The sequence below is a fragment of the Prevotella sp. genome, assembly GCF_036570325.1.
Lineage (GTDB): Bacteria > Bacteroidota > Bacteroidia > Bacteroidales > Bacteroidaceae > Prevotella.
This window is the reverse complement of the sequence record NZ_DATCYK010000056.1, coordinates 406,397-424,318: the sequence shown is the minus strand read 5'-3', so window position 1 is coordinate 424,318 and position 17,922 is coordinate 406,397. Positions and strand designations below refer to the sequence as shown.

At 43.6% G+C, this 17,922-nt stretch carries 15 protein-coding genes; 7 read left to right on the top strand and 8 right to left on the bottom strand.

The window, feature by feature from the left end:
- Positions 1-146: 146 nt before the first annotated feature.
- Complete coding sequence (locus VIR50_RS05910) at positions 147-698, bottom strand: 30S ribosomal protein S16 (RefSeq protein ID WP_331934212.1); 552 nt, start codon at positions 696-698, stop codon at positions 147-149.
- A gap of 202 nt (positions 699-900) precedes the next feature.
- Between VIR50_RS05910 and VIR50_RS05905 the strand changes: the two genes are divergently transcribed.
- Positions 901-2,217: an MATE family efflux transporter gene (locus tag VIR50_RS05905; protein WP_331934211.1), complete on the top strand. Its 1,317-nt coding sequence runs from the start codon at positions 901-903 to the stop codon at positions 2,215-2,217.
- On the opposite strand, the gene coaW is transcribed toward VIR50_RS05905, so the two are convergent.
- Positions 2,214-3,047: a type II pantothenate kinase gene (gene coaW / locus VIR50_RS05900; protein ID WP_331934210.1), complete on the bottom strand. Its 834-nt coding sequence runs from the start codon at positions 3,045-3,047 to the stop codon at positions 2,214-2,216. The two genes, VIR50_RS05905 and coaW, sit on opposite strands and share 4 nt — an antisense overlap.
- Positions 3,048-3,198: 151 nt before the next feature.
- Between coaW and ligA the strand changes: the two genes are divergently transcribed.
- A complete protein-coding gene (gene ligA, locus VIR50_RS05895; RefSeq protein ID WP_414703531.1) occupies positions 3,199-5,181 on the top strand; it encodes an NAD-dependent DNA ligase LigA in 1,983 nt (660 codons plus the stop codon).
- On the opposite strand, the gene VIR50_RS05890 is transcribed toward ligA, so the two are convergent.
- Positions 5,178-5,930, bottom strand: coding sequence for a nucleoside-specific channel-forming Tsx family protein (locus VIR50_RS05890; RefSeq protein ID WP_331934208.1), 753 nt, complete (start codon positions 5,928-5,930; stop codon positions 5,178-5,180). The genes ligA and VIR50_RS05890 overlap by 4 nt on opposite strands.
- 109 nt (positions 5,931-6,039) lie before the next feature.
- Between VIR50_RS05890 and trmD the strand changes: the two genes are divergently transcribed.
- From trmD to VIR50_RS05865, 5 genes are all read left to right on the top strand, one after another.
- Positions 6,040-6,720, top strand: a complete 681-nt coding sequence (trmD, locus tag VIR50_RS05885; protein WP_331934207.1) for a tRNA (guanosine(37)-N1)-methyltransferase TrmD — start codon at positions 6,040-6,042, stop codon at positions 6,718-6,720.
- A 349-nt stretch (positions 6,721-7,069) separates the two neighbouring features.
- A complete protein-coding gene (locus VIR50_RS05880; RefSeq protein WP_331934206.1) occupies positions 7,070-8,470 on the top strand; it encodes an aminopeptidase P family protein in 1,401 nt (466 codons plus the stop codon).
- A gap of 18 nt (positions 8,471-8,488) precedes the next feature.
- Positions 8,489-9,691, top strand: coding sequence for a C1 family peptidase (locus VIR50_RS05875; RefSeq protein WP_331934205.1), 1,203 nt, complete (start codon positions 8,489-8,491; stop codon positions 9,689-9,691).
- 246 nt (positions 9,692-9,937) lie between these two features.
- A complete protein-coding gene (gene recJ, locus VIR50_RS05870) occupies positions 9,938-11,677 on the top strand; it encodes a single-stranded-DNA-specific exonuclease RecJ (RefSeq protein WP_331934204.1) in 1,740 nt (579 codons plus the stop codon).
- Positions 11,678-11,687: 10 nt separating this feature from the next.
- A complete protein-coding gene (locus VIR50_RS05865; RefSeq protein WP_331934524.1) occupies positions 11,688-13,583 on the top strand; it encodes a RecQ family ATP-dependent DNA helicase in 1,896 nt (631 codons plus the stop codon).
- Positions 13,584-13,820: 237 nt separating this feature from the next.
- Here the strand turns inward: VIR50_RS05865 and VIR50_RS05860 are convergent, their stop codons facing one another.
- The 5 genes from VIR50_RS05860 to VIR50_RS05840 form a co-directional block, all read right to left on the bottom strand.
- Entirely contained in the window at positions 13,821-14,582 is a 762-nt protein-coding gene (locus VIR50_RS05860; RefSeq protein ID WP_331934203.1) for an acyl-[acyl-carrier-protein] thioesterase, read from the bottom strand.
- 325 nt (positions 14,583-14,907) lie between these two features.
- Entirely contained in the window at positions 14,908-15,807 is a 900-nt protein-coding gene (locus VIR50_RS05855; RefSeq protein ID WP_331934202.1) for a FimB/Mfa2 family fimbrial subunit, read from the bottom strand.
- 113 nt (positions 15,808-15,920) lie between these two features.
- Positions 15,921-16,370: a DUF5606 family protein gene (locus tag VIR50_RS05850; RefSeq protein WP_331934201.1), complete on the bottom strand. Its 450-nt coding sequence runs from the start codon at positions 16,368-16,370 to the stop codon at positions 15,921-15,923.
- Positions 16,371-16,422: 52 nt separating this feature from the next.
- The gene (gene coaE / locus VIR50_RS05845; protein ID WP_331934200.1) at positions 16,423-17,004 is read right to left on the bottom strand and encodes a dephospho-CoA kinase; all 582 of its coding nucleotides are present in this window, start codon (positions 17,002-17,004) and stop codon (positions 16,423-16,425) included.
- Positions 17,001-17,864, bottom strand: a complete 864-nt coding sequence (locus VIR50_RS05840) for a YbbR-like domain-containing protein (RefSeq protein WP_331934199.1) — start codon at positions 17,862-17,864, stop codon at positions 17,001-17,003. Before VIR50_RS05840 ends, coaE begins: the two co-directional genes overlap by 4 nt.
- Between the last annotated feature and the right edge of the window lie 58 nt (positions 17,865-17,922).

Below are 17,922 nucleotides of genomic sequence, written 5' to 3'. Positions count from 1 at the left end.
TGTTTTCACCACCTCTATTTACGCTTCTTACTACATATTTTCTTACACGATTTAATACTTATTTTACGAAGAATAGAAATAAGACAAATGAGGGGCAACTGCCTTTGCAGCTACCCCTCATTATTGCTTTTGTAAATGTTCGAAGATTAAGCTTCAGCAGGAGCCTCCTCTACGGGAGCTTCTGTTGCTGTTTCCTCAGCAGCTTGTTCAGCTTCAGCCTCTGCTTTTGCAGCAGCTTCCGCAGCTTTCTTCTCAGCTACCTTCTTTGCAATCTCTTCGTTGATTTTCTTTTCTGCTTCAAGCTCTGCATTCACAGCGGCTTTCTTAGCTTTTGCGTTTTGCTCACGAACAGCTTCTACGCCCTTTACCTTTGCATCTTTCCATGCATCGAACTTCTTCTGAGCTGCGGCTTCATCGAAAGCGCCCTTCTTAACGCCACCACGAAGGTGCTTCATCAAGTAAACGCCCTCACCCTTCAGGAGGTTACGAACGGTATCGGTTGGCTGTGCGCCAGTTTCTACCCAGTAAAGTGCACGGTCGAAATTCAAATCTACAGTAGCAGGATTGGTGTTAGGATTGTAAGAACCAATCTTTTCAGTAAATTTACCATCACGTGGTGCTCTTGCGTCAGCGATTACGATGCTATAGAAAGCATAGCCTTTACGACCGCCACGCTGCAATCTGATTTTTGTTGCCATTTTTTATATTTAAATTAGGTTTGAATTAATACTATCAACTCGTGATAGCGGTGCAAAGGTACTATTATTCACTGAATATCTATTTGTATAAGAAAGAGCAGCACACACCTTTACGCATTTTTAACATTAAATTCAACTTTGCACCTATAAAACAAGAAATACCAACAGCCTTTTTCCATGTTTTCCCCGTAACTTTGCAACTATGAAAAATCCAATAGACGACCATATACTTCGGATAGCAATTCCCTCAATTATTTCAAATATTACCATCCCCTTACTTGGCCTTGTTGACATAGCCATCGTGGGACACATGGAAAATATTGCCTATATCGGTGCCGTTTCCATAGGTTCAATGATGTTTAATCTCACCTATTGGCTTTTTTCTTTTTTGCGAATGGGAACCAGCGGAATCACCTCGCAATTATTAGGAAAAAGAGATTTGCCCGAGACAGTCTCTACTCTTATACGCTCAATTCTTATCGCATTGGTTCTCGCAGCCATCATCATTATTGCTCAACAGCCACTCTTTGATTTATTCATGAGTATTATAAAACCTGACAAAGACATTATCCCATTCATTAAAACCTATTTTTATATTGCTATTTGGGGAGCTCCCGCAGTTCTGTGCTTGAATAGTCTCACGGGATGGCTTATCGGCATGCAAAACACACGGACGCCCATGATGGTTTCTATCGGGCAAAATATTATCAATATATTCATCAGCTTGACATTAGTCTATGGCCTCAACATGAAAATAGAAGGTGTTGCCATAGGAACCGTTCTTGCCCAATATGCCGGCCTGCTGATAGCCTTGTCATTAATAGGAAAGCATTATATGCGACTGTTAAAATACTTTCAAAAAAATAATCTATTCCTCACTTCCAGTATTTTTCAACTCTTTTCTGTGAATAGAGACATTTTCTTTCGTACCTTTTGTATCGTCTTTACCAATTTATATTTCACATCCACGGGTGCCCAATTAGGTACCATTATCCTCTCTGCTAATACGGTTATTCTACAATTTTACCTTCTGTTTTCCTATATCATGGATGGCTTTGCCTATGCCGGAGAAGCCCTTGGTGGACGACTTTATGGCGCCCAAAATCTCACAACATTCAGACTTATGATTAAAAGATTGTTCGGATGGGCCCTCATCATGACAATTATCTATACAGCTCTATACACATTTTTCGGCATGCGCTTCGTAGAAATATTAACCAATGAGGAAAATGTGATCCAAGCCATACGCCCCTATATATACTGGGCATGGGCCATTCCTCTTGCCGGTGCGGCAGCGTTTATTTGGGACGGGGTCTTTATTGGCACAACCTCCACCAAAGCGCTACTCACATCCGCGGCCGTCTCAACAATCTGCTTTTGGGCCATCTGCCAACTCACAACACCAATAATAGGTAACCACGGCTTATGGTTGGCCATGATTACCTATTTGGCTTTACGAGGCATTATTCTTACTTATATTTATTTACAATCCGATAAATATAAGTCCGTTACAGACTAACGATTCTTTAAATAGAAATCCAATGCCGCTCCTATCGCCGTACAGAATTCGCTATATTTAGGTATGCGGAAATGAACATTATACAACTTTTCCATGGCCGGGTACACATCTTTACATTGAGGCAACAACGTAAGATTACCTATCATGACGAAATCACGTATGCCACTGCCCAAACTCGATAGGAAACTGCTGCTGCCAATAGTCTGTAATACCATATAAATAAGTCCCAATGCAATGTCTTCCCGGGTAGCGTTCGCCTTCGCATTACTAAACAGCGAAGCCGTGGCATTCATCGGCAATCCCGGCAATGGCTTCGCGCTGATGTCACCTATATGAAGATTGATGTTATTAATATCTCCCTGCATGGCCATGCTGGATAACTGCTTAATATCGTCTGTTTTCAGCATAATACGACTTAATCCCGCTAAAGTACCACCTCCGACGCCGATACCGCCAATATGTTTTATCTCGTCTCCGTCACATTTAACCAAACTTGTGCCGGTACCCATACTGACAACTATCATCCTGTCTAATTTACTTTCGTAACGAGCACCAAGCCCATCTGCTATAAACTCTTCGCTCTTGGCTGTCGGCAATCCGTAAATAGGTGTCTCTATATAAGCCGAACCTACGCCCGTCACCATTACCTGACGTACATCATCCAGCTGGATTTTATTATCATATAAATACTTTCCAAATGCTCCATAAAGACTGGTAATAGGATCAGTAGCCTTGATTCTGAAAGGATTGATAACCATTCCGTTCTCATCTATTCCTACAATCTTGGTCGTGCTGATACCAACATCTATCCCGATAACGATATTTTTCATATTATAATAAAATGATTAAGGCCACAAAAATAGCAATTAAATCGCATAAGCACAAAAATTAAGATATTGTTTTTGTCCTTTAAGGGCTTTTCAACTATCTTTGCAAGATACTAAAAGATTATGCCATAATAGGCAACTCGCATTATAAATCATGAGTGATATGGAAGATAAAATACAAGAAATGCAGCGTATCATCAACCAGCTGAACGAAGCCTCTGCCAACTACTACGGTGGCAAACAAGAACTAATGACCGACTACGAATGGGACGCAGCATTTGATAGACTGAAAGATTTGGAGGAAGAAACAAACACAATCCTTCCTGACAGTCCCACAAATAAAGTTTCCGAAGAAGTCATCAGCGGCCAAAAAGAGGAACATGAATACCCAGCTCTCTCCCTTGCCAAGACCAAGAAGCCTGAAGAACTCGTGAAATGGGCTGACGGAAAGGCCATTTGGATTTCGTGGAAACTGGACGGACTCACGTTGGTTGTCACCTACGATGGCGGTCGCCTCAGCAAAGTTGTTACACGAGGTAACGGACATATTGGTACCAATATCACTCACTTAGCAGCTTCTATTAAAGGCATTCCTTCAAAAATCAACGATACTTCCCATGTTGTTATTCGGGGAGAATGTGTCATTTCATACGCTGATTTCGACCAATACCTTCTCGAAAGTGGAGAAGATTATGCCAATCCGCGCAACTTAGCTTCAGGATCGCTCACTTTGAAGAATCCTGAAGAAGTTAAGCAGCGCCATCTGCAATGGATTCCTTTCTCTCTCGTCTATACCGAAGAGCCTATTAACTCTTGGGGTGAACGAATGAATTGGGTAAAAAAGAACGGAATGACACCGGTCGATATGGAATGTGTCAGCACCCCATCGCTCGCGAATGTTGAGCAAGCCATCAACCGATGGACCGAGAAAGTAACGACTTTAAAGAATCCTTTTCCGGTCGATGGGCTCGTCATATCTTACGACGACTATGCCTTTTCACAAACAGGTAGCATAACCGGACATCATGCCACACGGGCCGGACTGGCCTTCAAATGGCAAGATGAAGCTGCCAACACCACGCTTGACCATATAGAGTGGAGTTGCGCGGCCAACACGATCTCACCGGTAGCCGTTTTCGAGCCCGTAAATTTGGAAGGAACAGTTGTAAAAAGGGCCTCACTCTGTAACATCAGCGAGTGTCACAGATTAGGAATCGGCACAACGGGCACTAAGATTTCGGTCATCAAAGCTAATAAAATCATTCCGAAGGTCATACAAGTAGACCAAAAGATTGGTGAGCTTACCATTCCCACTCACTGCCCCGTATGTGGTTCACCCACCGAAATCAAGACCAGCGAAGCCAGTGGTACTCAGACGCTACACTGCTCTAACGACCATTGTCCTGCCAAACAACTCAAAAAGTTTGCTCGTTTTGTCTCCAAAGAAGGCCTAAATATCGATGGTGTTTCCGAGCAAACAATAGCCAAGTTCATCAATCTTGGCTGGATAACCCACTATTCCGACATCTTTAGTCTTAAAAACCACGCAACTGAACTTGCCACATTGGATGGCTTCGGTACAAAGTCAGCCTCCAATATCCTGCAATCCATAGAAAAGTCGGTTGACGTTGAGGCTCGTCGTCTGCTCTATGCGCTCTCCATACCGCTATGTGGTCAAGACGTATGCAGCAGGCTCCTATCCGGCACAAAACTCACAGCGCTGGTAGAAGCCGCGACAACTACCGACGATACTGACTATTTTGCGGGAATCGATGGTATCGGCCCCGAGAAATCACGCTCGCTTGTCAATTGGTTCCACCAGCCTGACAACGCAGAAGAGGTGAAGCGCCTGATGGGCATTTTGCGCATATCAGAACCCGACTTACAGCCACAAGGCAATCGCTGCGCAGGCAAAACATTTGTCGTGACAGGAGATGTATTCCATTATAAAAACAGAAATGAATTGAAAGAATACATCCAAAATCAAGGCGGAAAGGTAACCGGCAGCGTCAGCAAGTCTACCAGCTACCTTATTAATAATGATGTAGAGTCGACAAGTGGTAAAAATCAAAAGGCGCACTCTTTAGGTACGCCTATTATTTCTGAAGAAAAATTCATTGAAATGTTTGTCGACTAAAAAGTCCATTTCAAAGCTAAGGTTGGGATGGCATAGAACTTATCGTTCTCACCTTTCTCATTCCAAACGAAGTTATTGCTAACTTCCACCTCGGTACCGACGCTAAGATTTACGCCGTCCCAGCCTTTCAGTTTATTCATATTAAACCAAAATTGCGGTTCTGAAAGGAAAATCAATTTGCCTTTCACCGTGGGATCATACCACAAATCGGCGAAACCACTAAATGTCATCATGCCTTTGGCCAACTCCATTCCCCATACTGCCGTAGTCTGGAAGCCATTGAAAGGACGAGCACCCGTGTGTCCGTTCTTGAAATAATACTTATACATGGCCTGCAAAGAGAAAGTTTTGGAGAAATCGGCATTGTGCCAATTCCACGCACCACCCAATAACACAGCGTGCTGGAAGCGATTTCCATAATAGCTCTTGGTAGGAAGCTCACCCGTAGCCGCACCGCCATTGTACTCAATATGAGCCGCGAACTGCTTGTTGCGAGTGATATTGAACTCGCGGGCTATTTCCCAATAAGCTCCCATCACACCATCGTTCTTATAATCCAAGTCGGTAAACATGAAAGTGCTACCCCATTTGTCGGGCTTAAACATTTCAACTGTAGTGGTAACAGACCCACGCGAAGACAAACCGTCATACAGAGAACGACCCAAATCATAGTGTAACTGAACATTCTGAGCGCTTACACCTAAGCAGGCCCCTAAAGAAAAGAGAGCCAATAATACACGTTTTTTCATTATACTGATATTTAGTTTGAGAGGGCAAAGGTAGTACAAATAGCCCCAATGGCAAAATATAAATGTAATATTTTCGGAATCAAACATTTTTTGCTACCTTTGCCGACCTATGAGAATCGATATAATCAGTGTTTTACCAGAAATGTTTACGGGCTTCATAAGTGAGTCTATCTTAGCTCGTGCACAAAAGAACGGAATAGCGGAAATCCATGTTCATAACCTTCGTGATTACACTTTAGACAAATGGAGACGTGTAGACGACTATCCATACGGCGGAAGTGCGGGCATGGTCATGCAGTGTGAGCCTATCGATAGGTGTATTTCCGCCCTCAAAGCTGAGCGGGAATATGACGAGATCATATATACCAGCCCGGACGGACAGCAGTTTGACCAGCACATTGCTAACGAACTGTCGCTCAAAGGCAACATCATGATTCTTTGCGGACATTATAAAGGCATAGACCAACGGGTGCGTGACCACCTCATCACACGTGAGATAAGCATTGGCGACTATGTTCTGACAGGCGGAGAGTTGGCTGCCGCCGTAATGGCCGACGCCATTGTACGCCTCATCCCCGGCTCTATCAGCGACGAACAAAGCGCTTTGAGCGACTGTTTTCAAGATGACATGCTGGCAGCGCCCATCTATACCCGTCCTGCCGATTACAAAGGATGGAAAGTTCCCGAGATTCTGCTCAGCGGAAACGAAGCAAAGGTAAGACAATGGGAGCTTGACCAAGCCATGGAACGCACCCGCAGGCTGCGTCCCGACTTACTGAAAAAGAAATAAATTCAACCCTTTTATTACGCAATCATGCGCTTTTGCGGGGAAACAGCCACACTATTCTGTATCACAACGACAGAAAGTGGCTGTTTCCCCGCTTTGTTTTACCCATTTTCCCTTACTATAACGGCCATCCAATAGCTATGCTTTGACGTTACGAAAGCAGTGCTTTGACCGGGCGAAAGAGCCACTATGACCTTGTCAAAGCATAGGAATGACAAAAGCGAACTCCACCCTCCTCTTTTCATCTGCCACGTATGAATATGCTATTTGATGATTTTTTCCTTGCGATTTCTCATATTTTCAAGTATAATTATGTATCTTTGTAGGCAATACATCAAAATTATATTAAAATATGTTTGATACAGCAACATACGTGAGACGCCGCGCCGAATTGAAGAAACTCGTCAAGCAGGGTCTCATCATTCTATTTGGAAACAACGAATCGCCGGCGAACTTTCCCAACAACGGTTATTTCCCGTTTCGCCAAGATTCAACATTTCTCTATTATTTCGGTCTTCAAAGAGACGGATTGGTGGGCGTTATCGATGTGGATAACAACCGTGACATACTTATTGGGAACGACATCGACATTGAAGACATCGTATGGTTTGGCTCCGTGGAGAGCGTCCAGACGATGGCACAAATGAGCGGCGCTGACGAGGCACAGCCCATGAAGGCACTGAAAGCCATCTGCAATGAGGCGCTTCGTGCCAAGAGAGAAATTCATTTTCTGCCACCCTACCGTCACGACATCATGATTCAGATGTTCGATTTGCTGGGTATTCACCCTTTCCAACAAAAGGAATCGGCCAGCATGGACCTCATCAAAGCCGTCGTGAAAATGAGATCGACAAAGGAACCGCAGGAAATCGAGGAACTCGAACGGGCTGCCGTCATCGGTTATAAGATGCACACTACAGCCATGCGGTTGACCAAACCGGGGCTAACGGAGAAGTTCATCGCCGGTCAGGTTGATGGCATAGCCCACTCTTATGGCTCAATGGTCAGCTTCCCCACTATCTATACACAGCATGGCGAAATCATGCACGGTTCTCCATCGATGAACATTTTGGAAGCCGGCAGGTTGGCCTTGTGTGACGCCGGTGCCGAAACCATCAACACTTATTGCAGCGACAACACCCGAACAATGCCCGTTAACGGCAAGTTTACACAGAAACAATTGGAGATTTACTCCATCGTTGAGGCTTGTCATGACTATGCGTTAGAGGTAGCCAAGCCGGGTGTAAAATATGCTGACGTGCATTTTGCCATCTGCCGCCTGATGTTTGATAGGCTCAAAGAGCTTGGACTTACCCGTGGCGATACCGAAGAGGCTGTCAAAGCGGGCGCTCACGCCATGTTCCTTCCCCACGGTCTCGGCCACATGATGGGCATGGACGTGCACGACATGGAGAATTTGGATCAGATAAACGTGGGCTTCGATGAGGAAACACGGCCTAACTTGGACCAATTCGGCACTAATAACCTTCGCATGGGACGCCGTTTGGAAGAGGGATTTGTCGTGACCGACGAGCCCGGTATTTACTTTATTCCGGCCCTTATCGACGAATGGAGAGCCTCCGGCCACTGCAAAGACTTCCTCAATTTTGACAAATTGGATACTTACAAAGACTTTGGTGGCATACGTATTGAGGACGACCTGCTCATCACGAGCGATGGTTGCCGCTTCATCGGTAAAGACCGAATTCCCTATCATCCGAAAGATGTGGAAGCATTCATGGAAAATAACTAATTACATAAATTAAAATAGATGAGAAAAATTTTAGCTATGGCACTGCTTGCCTTGGTGGCAACGAGTGCAAACGCGCAGGAGAAAGCGGAGAAGAAGAATCCCAACAAGCCTGTATTCAGCGTCGTTAAGGAAAACAAAATCACAAGTATCAAGAACCAAAGCCGCAGCGGTACCTGCTGGGACTACTCTACGCTGAGCTTCTTTGAGGCTGAGATTTTGAAAAATACGGGCAAAACATACGACTTGTGTGAGTCTTTTGTTGCTAACAAGACTTACATGGACCGTGCCATTCAGGTAGTAAGACTCCATGGCGACTGCCAATTTGCGCAAGGTGGAAGCGCTTACGATCCCCTCTTCTGCCTACAGAATTACGGTATTTGCCCCGAGGACGCCATGCCATTCCCCGGCAGTCTCTATGGCGACTCACTGAATAACTACAACGAGCTCTTCAGTATCATGACCCCATACGTTCAGGCTGTGGCTAAGAGCGACGCTAAGAAACTCTCCAACCAGTGGAAAGTGGGATTGCAGGGCATACTCGACGCTTACTTAGGCAAGTGCCCCGAGAACTTCATGTATCAAGGCAAGAGCTACACACCGAAGAGCTTTGCTGCCAGCTTAGGTCTGAATTTCAATGACTACGTGACCATCACCAGCTACACTCATCATCCTTTCTGGACCAGCTTCGCTGTAGAAGTGCAGGACAATTGGCGCAATCCACATTCATGGAACTTGCCGATGGAAGACATGATGAGAGTGATTGACAACGCCGTAATGAACGGTTACACCATCGCTTGGGGTGGTGACGTGTCGGAAGAGGGCTTTACTCGTCAGGGTCTTGCCTATGCCTACGACACGAAAAAGGCACAGAGCCTCACCGGAAGCGACATGGCCCGTTGGTTGAAACTTACCAAAGTACAGAAGAACAGCATGTTGGACTCATTGGGCTGCAAGGCTCCTGAAATTGTTCCTACACAGAAAATGCGTCAGGAACGCTTCGATAATTGGGAGCTGACCGATGACCACGGCATGTTGATTTACGGTATAGCGAAAGACCAATATGGTAAAGAGTATTACATGGTAAAGAACTCTTGGGGTGAGACCGGAGCCTACAAAGGCATTTGGTACATGACAAAGACTTTCGTAGCAGCCAACACCATGGATTTCATGGTGAACAAAAACGCCATTCCAAAGGATATTCGTAAGAAACTCGGAATCTAATCCTACCTATAATATAATAAGCCTCGGAATTCATCCGGGGCTTTTTTTGTCGCGTAATCTCAAATAGAGCACGCTTCCGGCAGGGCTAAAGCTTATTAATTTATTTGATAAACAAGATTCTAATTCATAATATTTTATTATCTTTACAGCGGATTATTTTATATTGGAGAAATAGCCTCCAGTCACAATCCGGCGGCGAAAAGCACAACCGCAATAGCATTGAAGAAAATAAAAATATATACATAAATGAATTTCAAATGGAATTACGAACCACCTACATCAGAAGAGAAAGCGGCTGCAGCTGAGCTTGGCGAGAAGCTAAGTATCAGTCCCATATTGGCACACCTGCTCATCAGGCGTGGCATATCGACGGAGTCGGGTGCGAAAAGATTCTTTCGCCCACAGCTGGCCGACCTCATCAATCCTTTCCTCATGAAGGATATGGACGTTGCGGTCGACCGACTCAATGACGCGATGGGGCACAAAGAGCGCATTCTTGTCTATGGCGACTACGATGTAGATGGATGTACGGCGGTAGCTTTAGTCTACAAATTCCTTCAACAATTCTATTCCAACATCGACTATTACATCCCCGACAGATACGATGAGGGCTATGGAGTGAGCAAGAAAGGAATCGACTATGCGAAAGCTACGGGCGTAAAATTGATTATTATCCTCGATTGTGGCATTAAGGCAATCGACGAAATTGAGTATGCCAAGTCACTTGGCATTGACTTTATTATTTGCGATCACCACGTGCCGGACGAAATCATGCCCAACGCGGTGGCCATTCTCAATCCTAAACGTCCCGATGATTCTTTCCCCTTCAAGCACCTCTGCGGATGTGGAGTGGGCTTTAAGTTCATGCAAGGATGGGCCAAGAATAATGGTATTCCGTTCACTCACCTCATCCCTTTGCTGGATTTCTGTGCCGTGGCGATAGCCGCTGACATCGTTCCGGTGGTTGAAGAAAATCGTATTCTTGCGTTCCATGGATTAAAACAGCTCAATCAGAATCCCAGCATAGGCCTGAAAGCGATTATAGACATCTGCGGCCTCAACGGGCGAGAGATTTCCATGAGTGACATCGTTTTCAAGATAGGACCGAGAATCAACGCCTCAGGCAGAATGGAAAATGGCAAGGAAAGTGTGGATTTGCTGATAGAAAAGGACTTGTCGGAAGCACTGAAAAAAGCCAAGCACATCGATGAATATAACGAACAAAGGAAAGACATCGATAAGCAGATGACCGAGGAAGCCAATCAGATTGTCGCAAAATTGGAGAATCAGAAACACCAAACGTCCATCGTACTTTACGATGCGAATTGGAAAAAAGGCGTTATCGGTATCGTGGCTTCTCGACTTACTGAAATCTATTTCCGCCCAACGGTTATCCTTACAAAAGACGGAGAGCTGGCCACCGGCTCGGCAAGAAGCGTCACGGGATTTGACATCTACTCCGCCATCAAGCACTGCAGAGACCTGCTCATGAACTTCGGAGGACACACTTACGCGGCGGGCTTGACATTGAAATGGGACGATATTCCCGTGTTCAGAAAGAGATTCCAAACTTATGTGGATGAGCATATACTGCCGGAACAAACGGAAGCCACGCTCAACATCGATGAGGTAATCGATTTCAAAGACATAACGAAAAAGCTTTATACCGATTTAAAGAAATTCGCTCCGTTTGGTCCTGACAATACAAAGCCGCTCTTCTGCACCATGGGAGTTTACGACTATGGCACCAGCAAGGTAGTTGGCAGGGAGCAGGAACATATCAAACTGGAACTTGTTGATTCAAAATCATCCAATGTTGTCAATGGTATTGCTTTCGGTCAAAGCGCTTCTGCCAGATACATTAAGTCAAAAAGGAGCTTTGACATAGCCTATACACTTGAAAGCAACGTATTCAAACGAAACCAAATACAACTACAGATAGAAGATATTCGACCGGACGACAGAAAACAAGGCGACGAGAACTGATAAAGTCATGATGGGATATAAGGAAATCCTTCAACAGTATTGGGGCTATCCTGAGTTTCGTGGTATTCAGAAAGAAATCATTGAAAGCATTGGCAATAGGCAGGACACACTGGGCCTAATGCCGACAGGAGGTGGTAAATCTATCACTTTCCAAGTTCCCGCATTGGCCATGGAGGGAGTTTGTATCGTCATAACTCCCCTTATAGCTTTGATGAAAGACCAAGTGGATCACCTCTTGGCAAAAGGTATCAGGGCTGCCGCCATTTATTCGGGAATGACACGGCAGGAGATTATCAAGACGCTTGAGAATTGTATCTTTGGAGGAATCAAGCTGCTTTATGTCTCTCCCGAACGACTTGCGTCCGAGCTTTTCCAAACAAAATTACGCCACATGAAAGTGAGCTTCATCACAATTGATGAAGCTCACTGCATCAGCCAATGGGGTTATGATTTCAGACCTTCCTACCTGAAGATAGCCGATATTCGCAAAATACTTCCTGAAATTCCGGTCTTGGCGCTGACTGCAACCGCCACACCGCGGGTGGTTGATGATATTCAAGAGAAGCTAAACTTCCATAAGAAGAATGTTTTTCAAATGAGTTTTGAGCGTCGCAATCTGGCATACGTCGTTAGAACTGCCGGCGACAAGACGCGCGAACTGACTCATATCCTCAAATCTGTGCAAGGAAGTGCCATCGTTTACGTAAGAAGTCGTAAGAAATGCAAGGAAGTTCATGAGCTTTTAAGCCAAGAAGGTATAAGTTCAACCTTCTATCATGCAGGCTTAGACCATTTCACAAAGAACGAACGACAAAGGAAATGGCAAAATGACGAAATCCGAGTAATGGTCGCAACCAATGCGTTTGGTATGGGTATTGACAAGCCCAACGTAAGATTGGTGATTCATCAGGACTGCCCCGACTCTATCGAGGCCTATTTCCAAGAGGCCGGACGTGGAGGAAGAGATGGTAAAAAAGCCTATGCGGTTCTGATTTATAACGGTAATGACAAGAAGAAACTGTACCGTCGCATTGCCGACACATTCCCTGAAAAAGATTTTATCAAGCAGATTTATGAAGAGTTAGCCTATTTCTTCCAAATAGGTGTGGGCAGTGGCAAACTTTATTCTTTCGCCTTTGAGATAGAAAAGTTCTGTAGAGCTTTCCAACATTATCCGCTATTAGTTGATTCCGCGCTGAGAATTCTGCAGCGAGCCGGTTACATCTATTATGAATATGAGCCTGAAGCAGCCGCAAGACTCATGTTTCTCCTCTCCCGAAACGATTTATACAAACTTCAAGAGTTGCCTCCATTGCAGGATAAAGTCATCACAACACTGCTCCGGCTCTACGGAGGTCTATTTATCAACTACACCAATATAGATGAAGGAGTGATAGCTAACGCAGCGGGAATTACCCGGCAGGAAGTTTATCTTACGTTGAAATCGCTTAGCCAAAGACACATTCTGCATTTCATTCCACAGCGAAAAACTCCGTTTATTACTTATCTCACCAACCGCATTGACGGAGATAAAGTTATTATCAGCAAGGAGATTTACGAGGATAGAAAGGAACAATTTACAAGTCATGTTGACGCTATTCTCCAATATGCTACCACTAATCAGATTTGCCGGAGCCAACAGCTGCTATCCTATTTGGGCCAAAAAAATGTTCCAAAGTGCCAATGTTGTGACGTCTGTCTTGAGAACAATACCGACCAAGAGTCGGAGGAGCGTGTAGAACCGGTGCTACAAAAAATACTGACACTTCTCTCTGACAAGCAACTACACCCCCTACAAGACATCTTAGACTTAGAACTTCCGAGGCGACAGCTTGACGCAGCCATCAATATACTGCGAACAGAAGAAATCATTCACATAAAAGAAGATAAGGTATTTATCGAATAAAAGAGGAGAATTATGGACCTGATATTACACAAGATCTTCACTATATAACAAAGAAAGAGGGCTTTCCACCACGGAGAACCCTCTTCAATTAACATTATGTACGAGAAAAAAATAAGTTATATCAGTCAATTTATCTTATTGTTCTTCGGTCGCAACCGTCAAACTTGCTCATAACACATGTATAAGCTCTAACGTTTGCAAATATAATAAATCATTATTTATTAGCAAAATTTTAAGCTATTCTTTTACGAATTTCAATAAAATTCTTACAACCTCAACCTCTTCTGCGCTGTTTTTTGAGTGTTTTGTAATACGAACAAGATACTCATCAGCATTTTGTTGCACATAAAAGTTCAACTTATCTCCTTGATGGCTCTCCGCAACATAGGCCACATCACATCGTCTCAGACGATATTCTTTATAGAAATCTAAATCAAACAAATCAAGTGTATGCTCTATATATTTAACCGAATTGATATGCCCATTGATGTCAACATCGTTATAATAAGTATCAATTGTTCTTTTCAGGACCGATTCACCCTCGATTTTTACACGTGAACTTTTCTTAATTGGGCATGGTTTCTCGGTCTCTATATATTCGGAAATCAACCCATCACGAACAGCCAATATATCTACCGGCTGACGAGTATTGGTATCTATCATTGCCCATATACTACGGCCATAGCCAAGAGTCTGCCCTTCGGAAGAAGTGACAGCAAAGTTACGGCTCGTAAAATACTTCATAGCCCCTTCTACCCACGTAGCTATTTTAAACTTATCATAGGCTTTCGGCAATGTATCCATTTCTATTGTAAGCCGGCTCAACACCCAAGTACGGTGAACAGTATTAAGATATTCCATTCCATAACCACGATCATTACTGTGATAATCAGCGGCATTAAGCATAGAATTTCCTAAATGTCCCAACATCAACTGATGCGAGAAATCGCAGTGAAAAGGTTCAGCTATGAACTCATATTCTCCAATCTTATCAAGCATATTTACTTAGTTTTTCTTCATAAGGTCCCCACTTCTATGAAGATATGTCATAAAAGTAAAGAGGACTGTATGATATTATATGTTTAAAACTTGTTCTCTTATTCTTATTAAAAGCAAAAGTCACTCACAAGATAGCCCTCCGCATACGGTTATATCACCGATGGCTTATGCTATTTGATAACAAAGGTAATGAGAATTCCTCACATAATGCGCCTTACGCAGCGGATTATTCACTATTCAGCGCCTATTTATAAATTGAAAAGGGCCCGTCATTGAATAGCTCAATCAAAAGTTTTACTCTCTTACCCAAGCACTTCTACTTTATTCAATAAGTACCGGTGAAGCCGTCACTGTCCCACGCCACTTCAGCGGTCAAGCCAAAAGAAGCCTCACGATTTGGCCCCGCATTCTGAAAGAAAGAGCCCGAGAAAGTTGTTATCTTGTTTATCTCAACGGGTACATCTTCCAACAAACGATCCAACATTGTGTTTTTGGAATTGTCTTGGGCCGAAATCGTTATCTTCAATTTTCGACCGTCAGCATGGGGGAATGTGTAAATTTCGTAGTTAGAAGCAGCATGACGTGCCTCTGAAGCTACCGTTCGCACCTCTGTTTGCCGCGAATTGACCGAACCATAACCCGTTTCCGGATTAAACGTACTGCTGCCACCGGAATATGCGAACTGGAATTGTGTAATGTCTGAAGGCACATTGTCATTGACTTTTAACACAAATTTTGCAACAGCGCGCTTTAATACAATATCATGCTTAGCCTCACCTTTAACGGTTATATCCTGACAATAATAGAATGTATCAGACACTTTATTATCAGCAAACTTCACTTCCTGCGACGAATTGATGGACGCTTTAGACTTGCAGCTATGGGCTATTATTACAACTTTAAAGGTACCTTCAGGCAATTTTGTCGCGATAGTACCAAAGCCTTTATCGTCAGAACTCTGATTCACCAAACGCATTTTATTCTCACCATCGAACACTGCAAAATCGATATGGGTACACACTTGGTCAATAGCCTTTACCGCCCGAACATCAAGATTGGGGATATTCTCAAAATCAGAAATCTGATAAGGTGAAATCGAAAAGACGACCTCATCACCTACTTCATTACCTCTACCCTCAAGATACTTGCTCAAGTCAACATGTTCACAAGCACTTAAAAGCACACATAACAATACAAATGAAAATTCAGTTAACAGTCTGTTCATGGCAATTAAATTTAAAATAGATTATAGTTTTATGAAAATATCCAACTCAAAAACAACAAGCACCCGACTAAAAGCAAAAAGGATGAACACAAAGTTCACCCTTTTTCTATCATTTATTCTTCTGTTTGGTTTGTTCTGTCATCCACATTGTCACCGTCAGTTGGTGCCAACACTTCTTTAAAATTAGTGATTCCGTTGTTCACAAGGATGTTATACCACTGTAAAAGTTTCTTTATATCGCTATCGTGAACACGCTCTTGATCAAAGTTTGGCAGCACTTCAGAGAAATACTCACGCAACTCTTTGCTTGAACATTTCTTGTAATCCAAAGAAGAAACCTTAGCTTCCTCCTTCTTGCATAGATTCTCCAACACTTGCCATAGGGCTACATCATCCGCATCTGTGTACATGGCTATATCGGCCAAGCTGGTTACCCGATCCGTAGCAAATGCGGGCATACGCTTATGTGTCTCGTCTAAAGCTTCAACGATAAGATTCATTTTACCACGAGAAACCAGTTTATATAATCCCGGTTTACCTGCAATAGATAGAATTGTTTCCATTTTTCTTGTTGTAATTTACTATTTGAATATAATAATTATATTAACTCTATTGTTATTTCTTTTTCGTTTCCATAGCCGCAAGAGAGTGTAAGAGAACTTCTACTTGCTGCTCCACGTCATGTTTTCCGTCATTAATTATCTCAAAATCACTGCGACGCAAGATTTCGTACTGTGGCATTTGACATTCTATCCACTCTTGTGCTTTATCACTACTGATATGATCCCGAAGGACAATCCGGCGTCTCCTAACTTCTTCCGGAGCCGTCACACAAAGCACATAGTCCAGCTTTACTCGCTTATCAAAGCCGGCTTCAAACAGAATTGCGCTCTCAAGCCAGTCCATACCGCTTTGCTCAAAATCACGAGCCACATAGGGATGGACCACGTCTTCCACCAACTTTTTATTTTCATCGCTGGCAAGCAGGAACTTTGCCAATACGCTTTTCTGCAATATTTCCCCGGAGTAGACATCTTTGCCGACTACCTTCAAAAGCTCCTGACGCAAATTTTCGTCAGTTGCCATCAAACGCTTGGCCGCATCATCGCAATCATATACTACGAACCCCTTGGAGTTCAAGACGCGGCACACATACGACTTCCCTACTCCAATTCCCCCCGTTATGGCGATCTTCATTGCTGTTCTATCAAATAGTCTACAGCCTTTATCTCCAAGCGGGCACCGCTCACAATGTTCGGGAACGCACGAAGATGGAGTTGGCATTTATCGGACGGATGATTCTCCAAGTCATGATAATCAACGACAACCGAGAACATTTCGGGCTTGACCATCCTGAATTTGCTGGCACCAACCGTGAACTTAATCCTCACCTTGGAGGGGAATGTGCGCAGAACTTTACCTGCCGGCATGTTAATAGCTTGTATAGGCACATCAACAGTCTCCTCTGTCAGCACATCAGGATAGAAAGATACCTTGACTGATGATGGTATAAACTTAACACCCGGTATCTTTCTTAACGGCACATCCTTTACAACCGTGTCCTCAATATTTACCAGATTCAGTTCTTCTGTATAAACATATCGAATGCTATCCAGCACATTCCGGCTGGCATAAACCAAGACATTATGCGGCCAAATCCGTGTACCTGCCAAGTAATAGCTCCTATGAGCCATCACCCTTCCTCGCATTTTAACCGGTATTCGCTTCGACAAACCGTAGTTATAATAGTACACAAACTTATCAGGTTTTACCGATACGATTTTAGAGGAAGTATATAATTGCTGACCAATCAGCCGCTGCAACTCTCCTTGAGTTACTGTTCCTTTCTCCGCAACCTTATTGGCATACAAGCTGAAATTAATCGCAACTGGTCTAATTTTGTCACTATATTCATAGGTAGCTATCGTAAATCCCTTGTCTCTTACCGTCACCCGGAAGGTATCATCAGCCTCCGTTGTCAAGACGATATTACGCGGAACATTCACAATACGCACAGACACGGAAATATCAGCCTCATAGGTTTCGTTCAAAGTCATCAATAACCAGAAGAGACCACTCAAGGCCAAAAAGAACAAAAAAATCAGAAACTCTCTA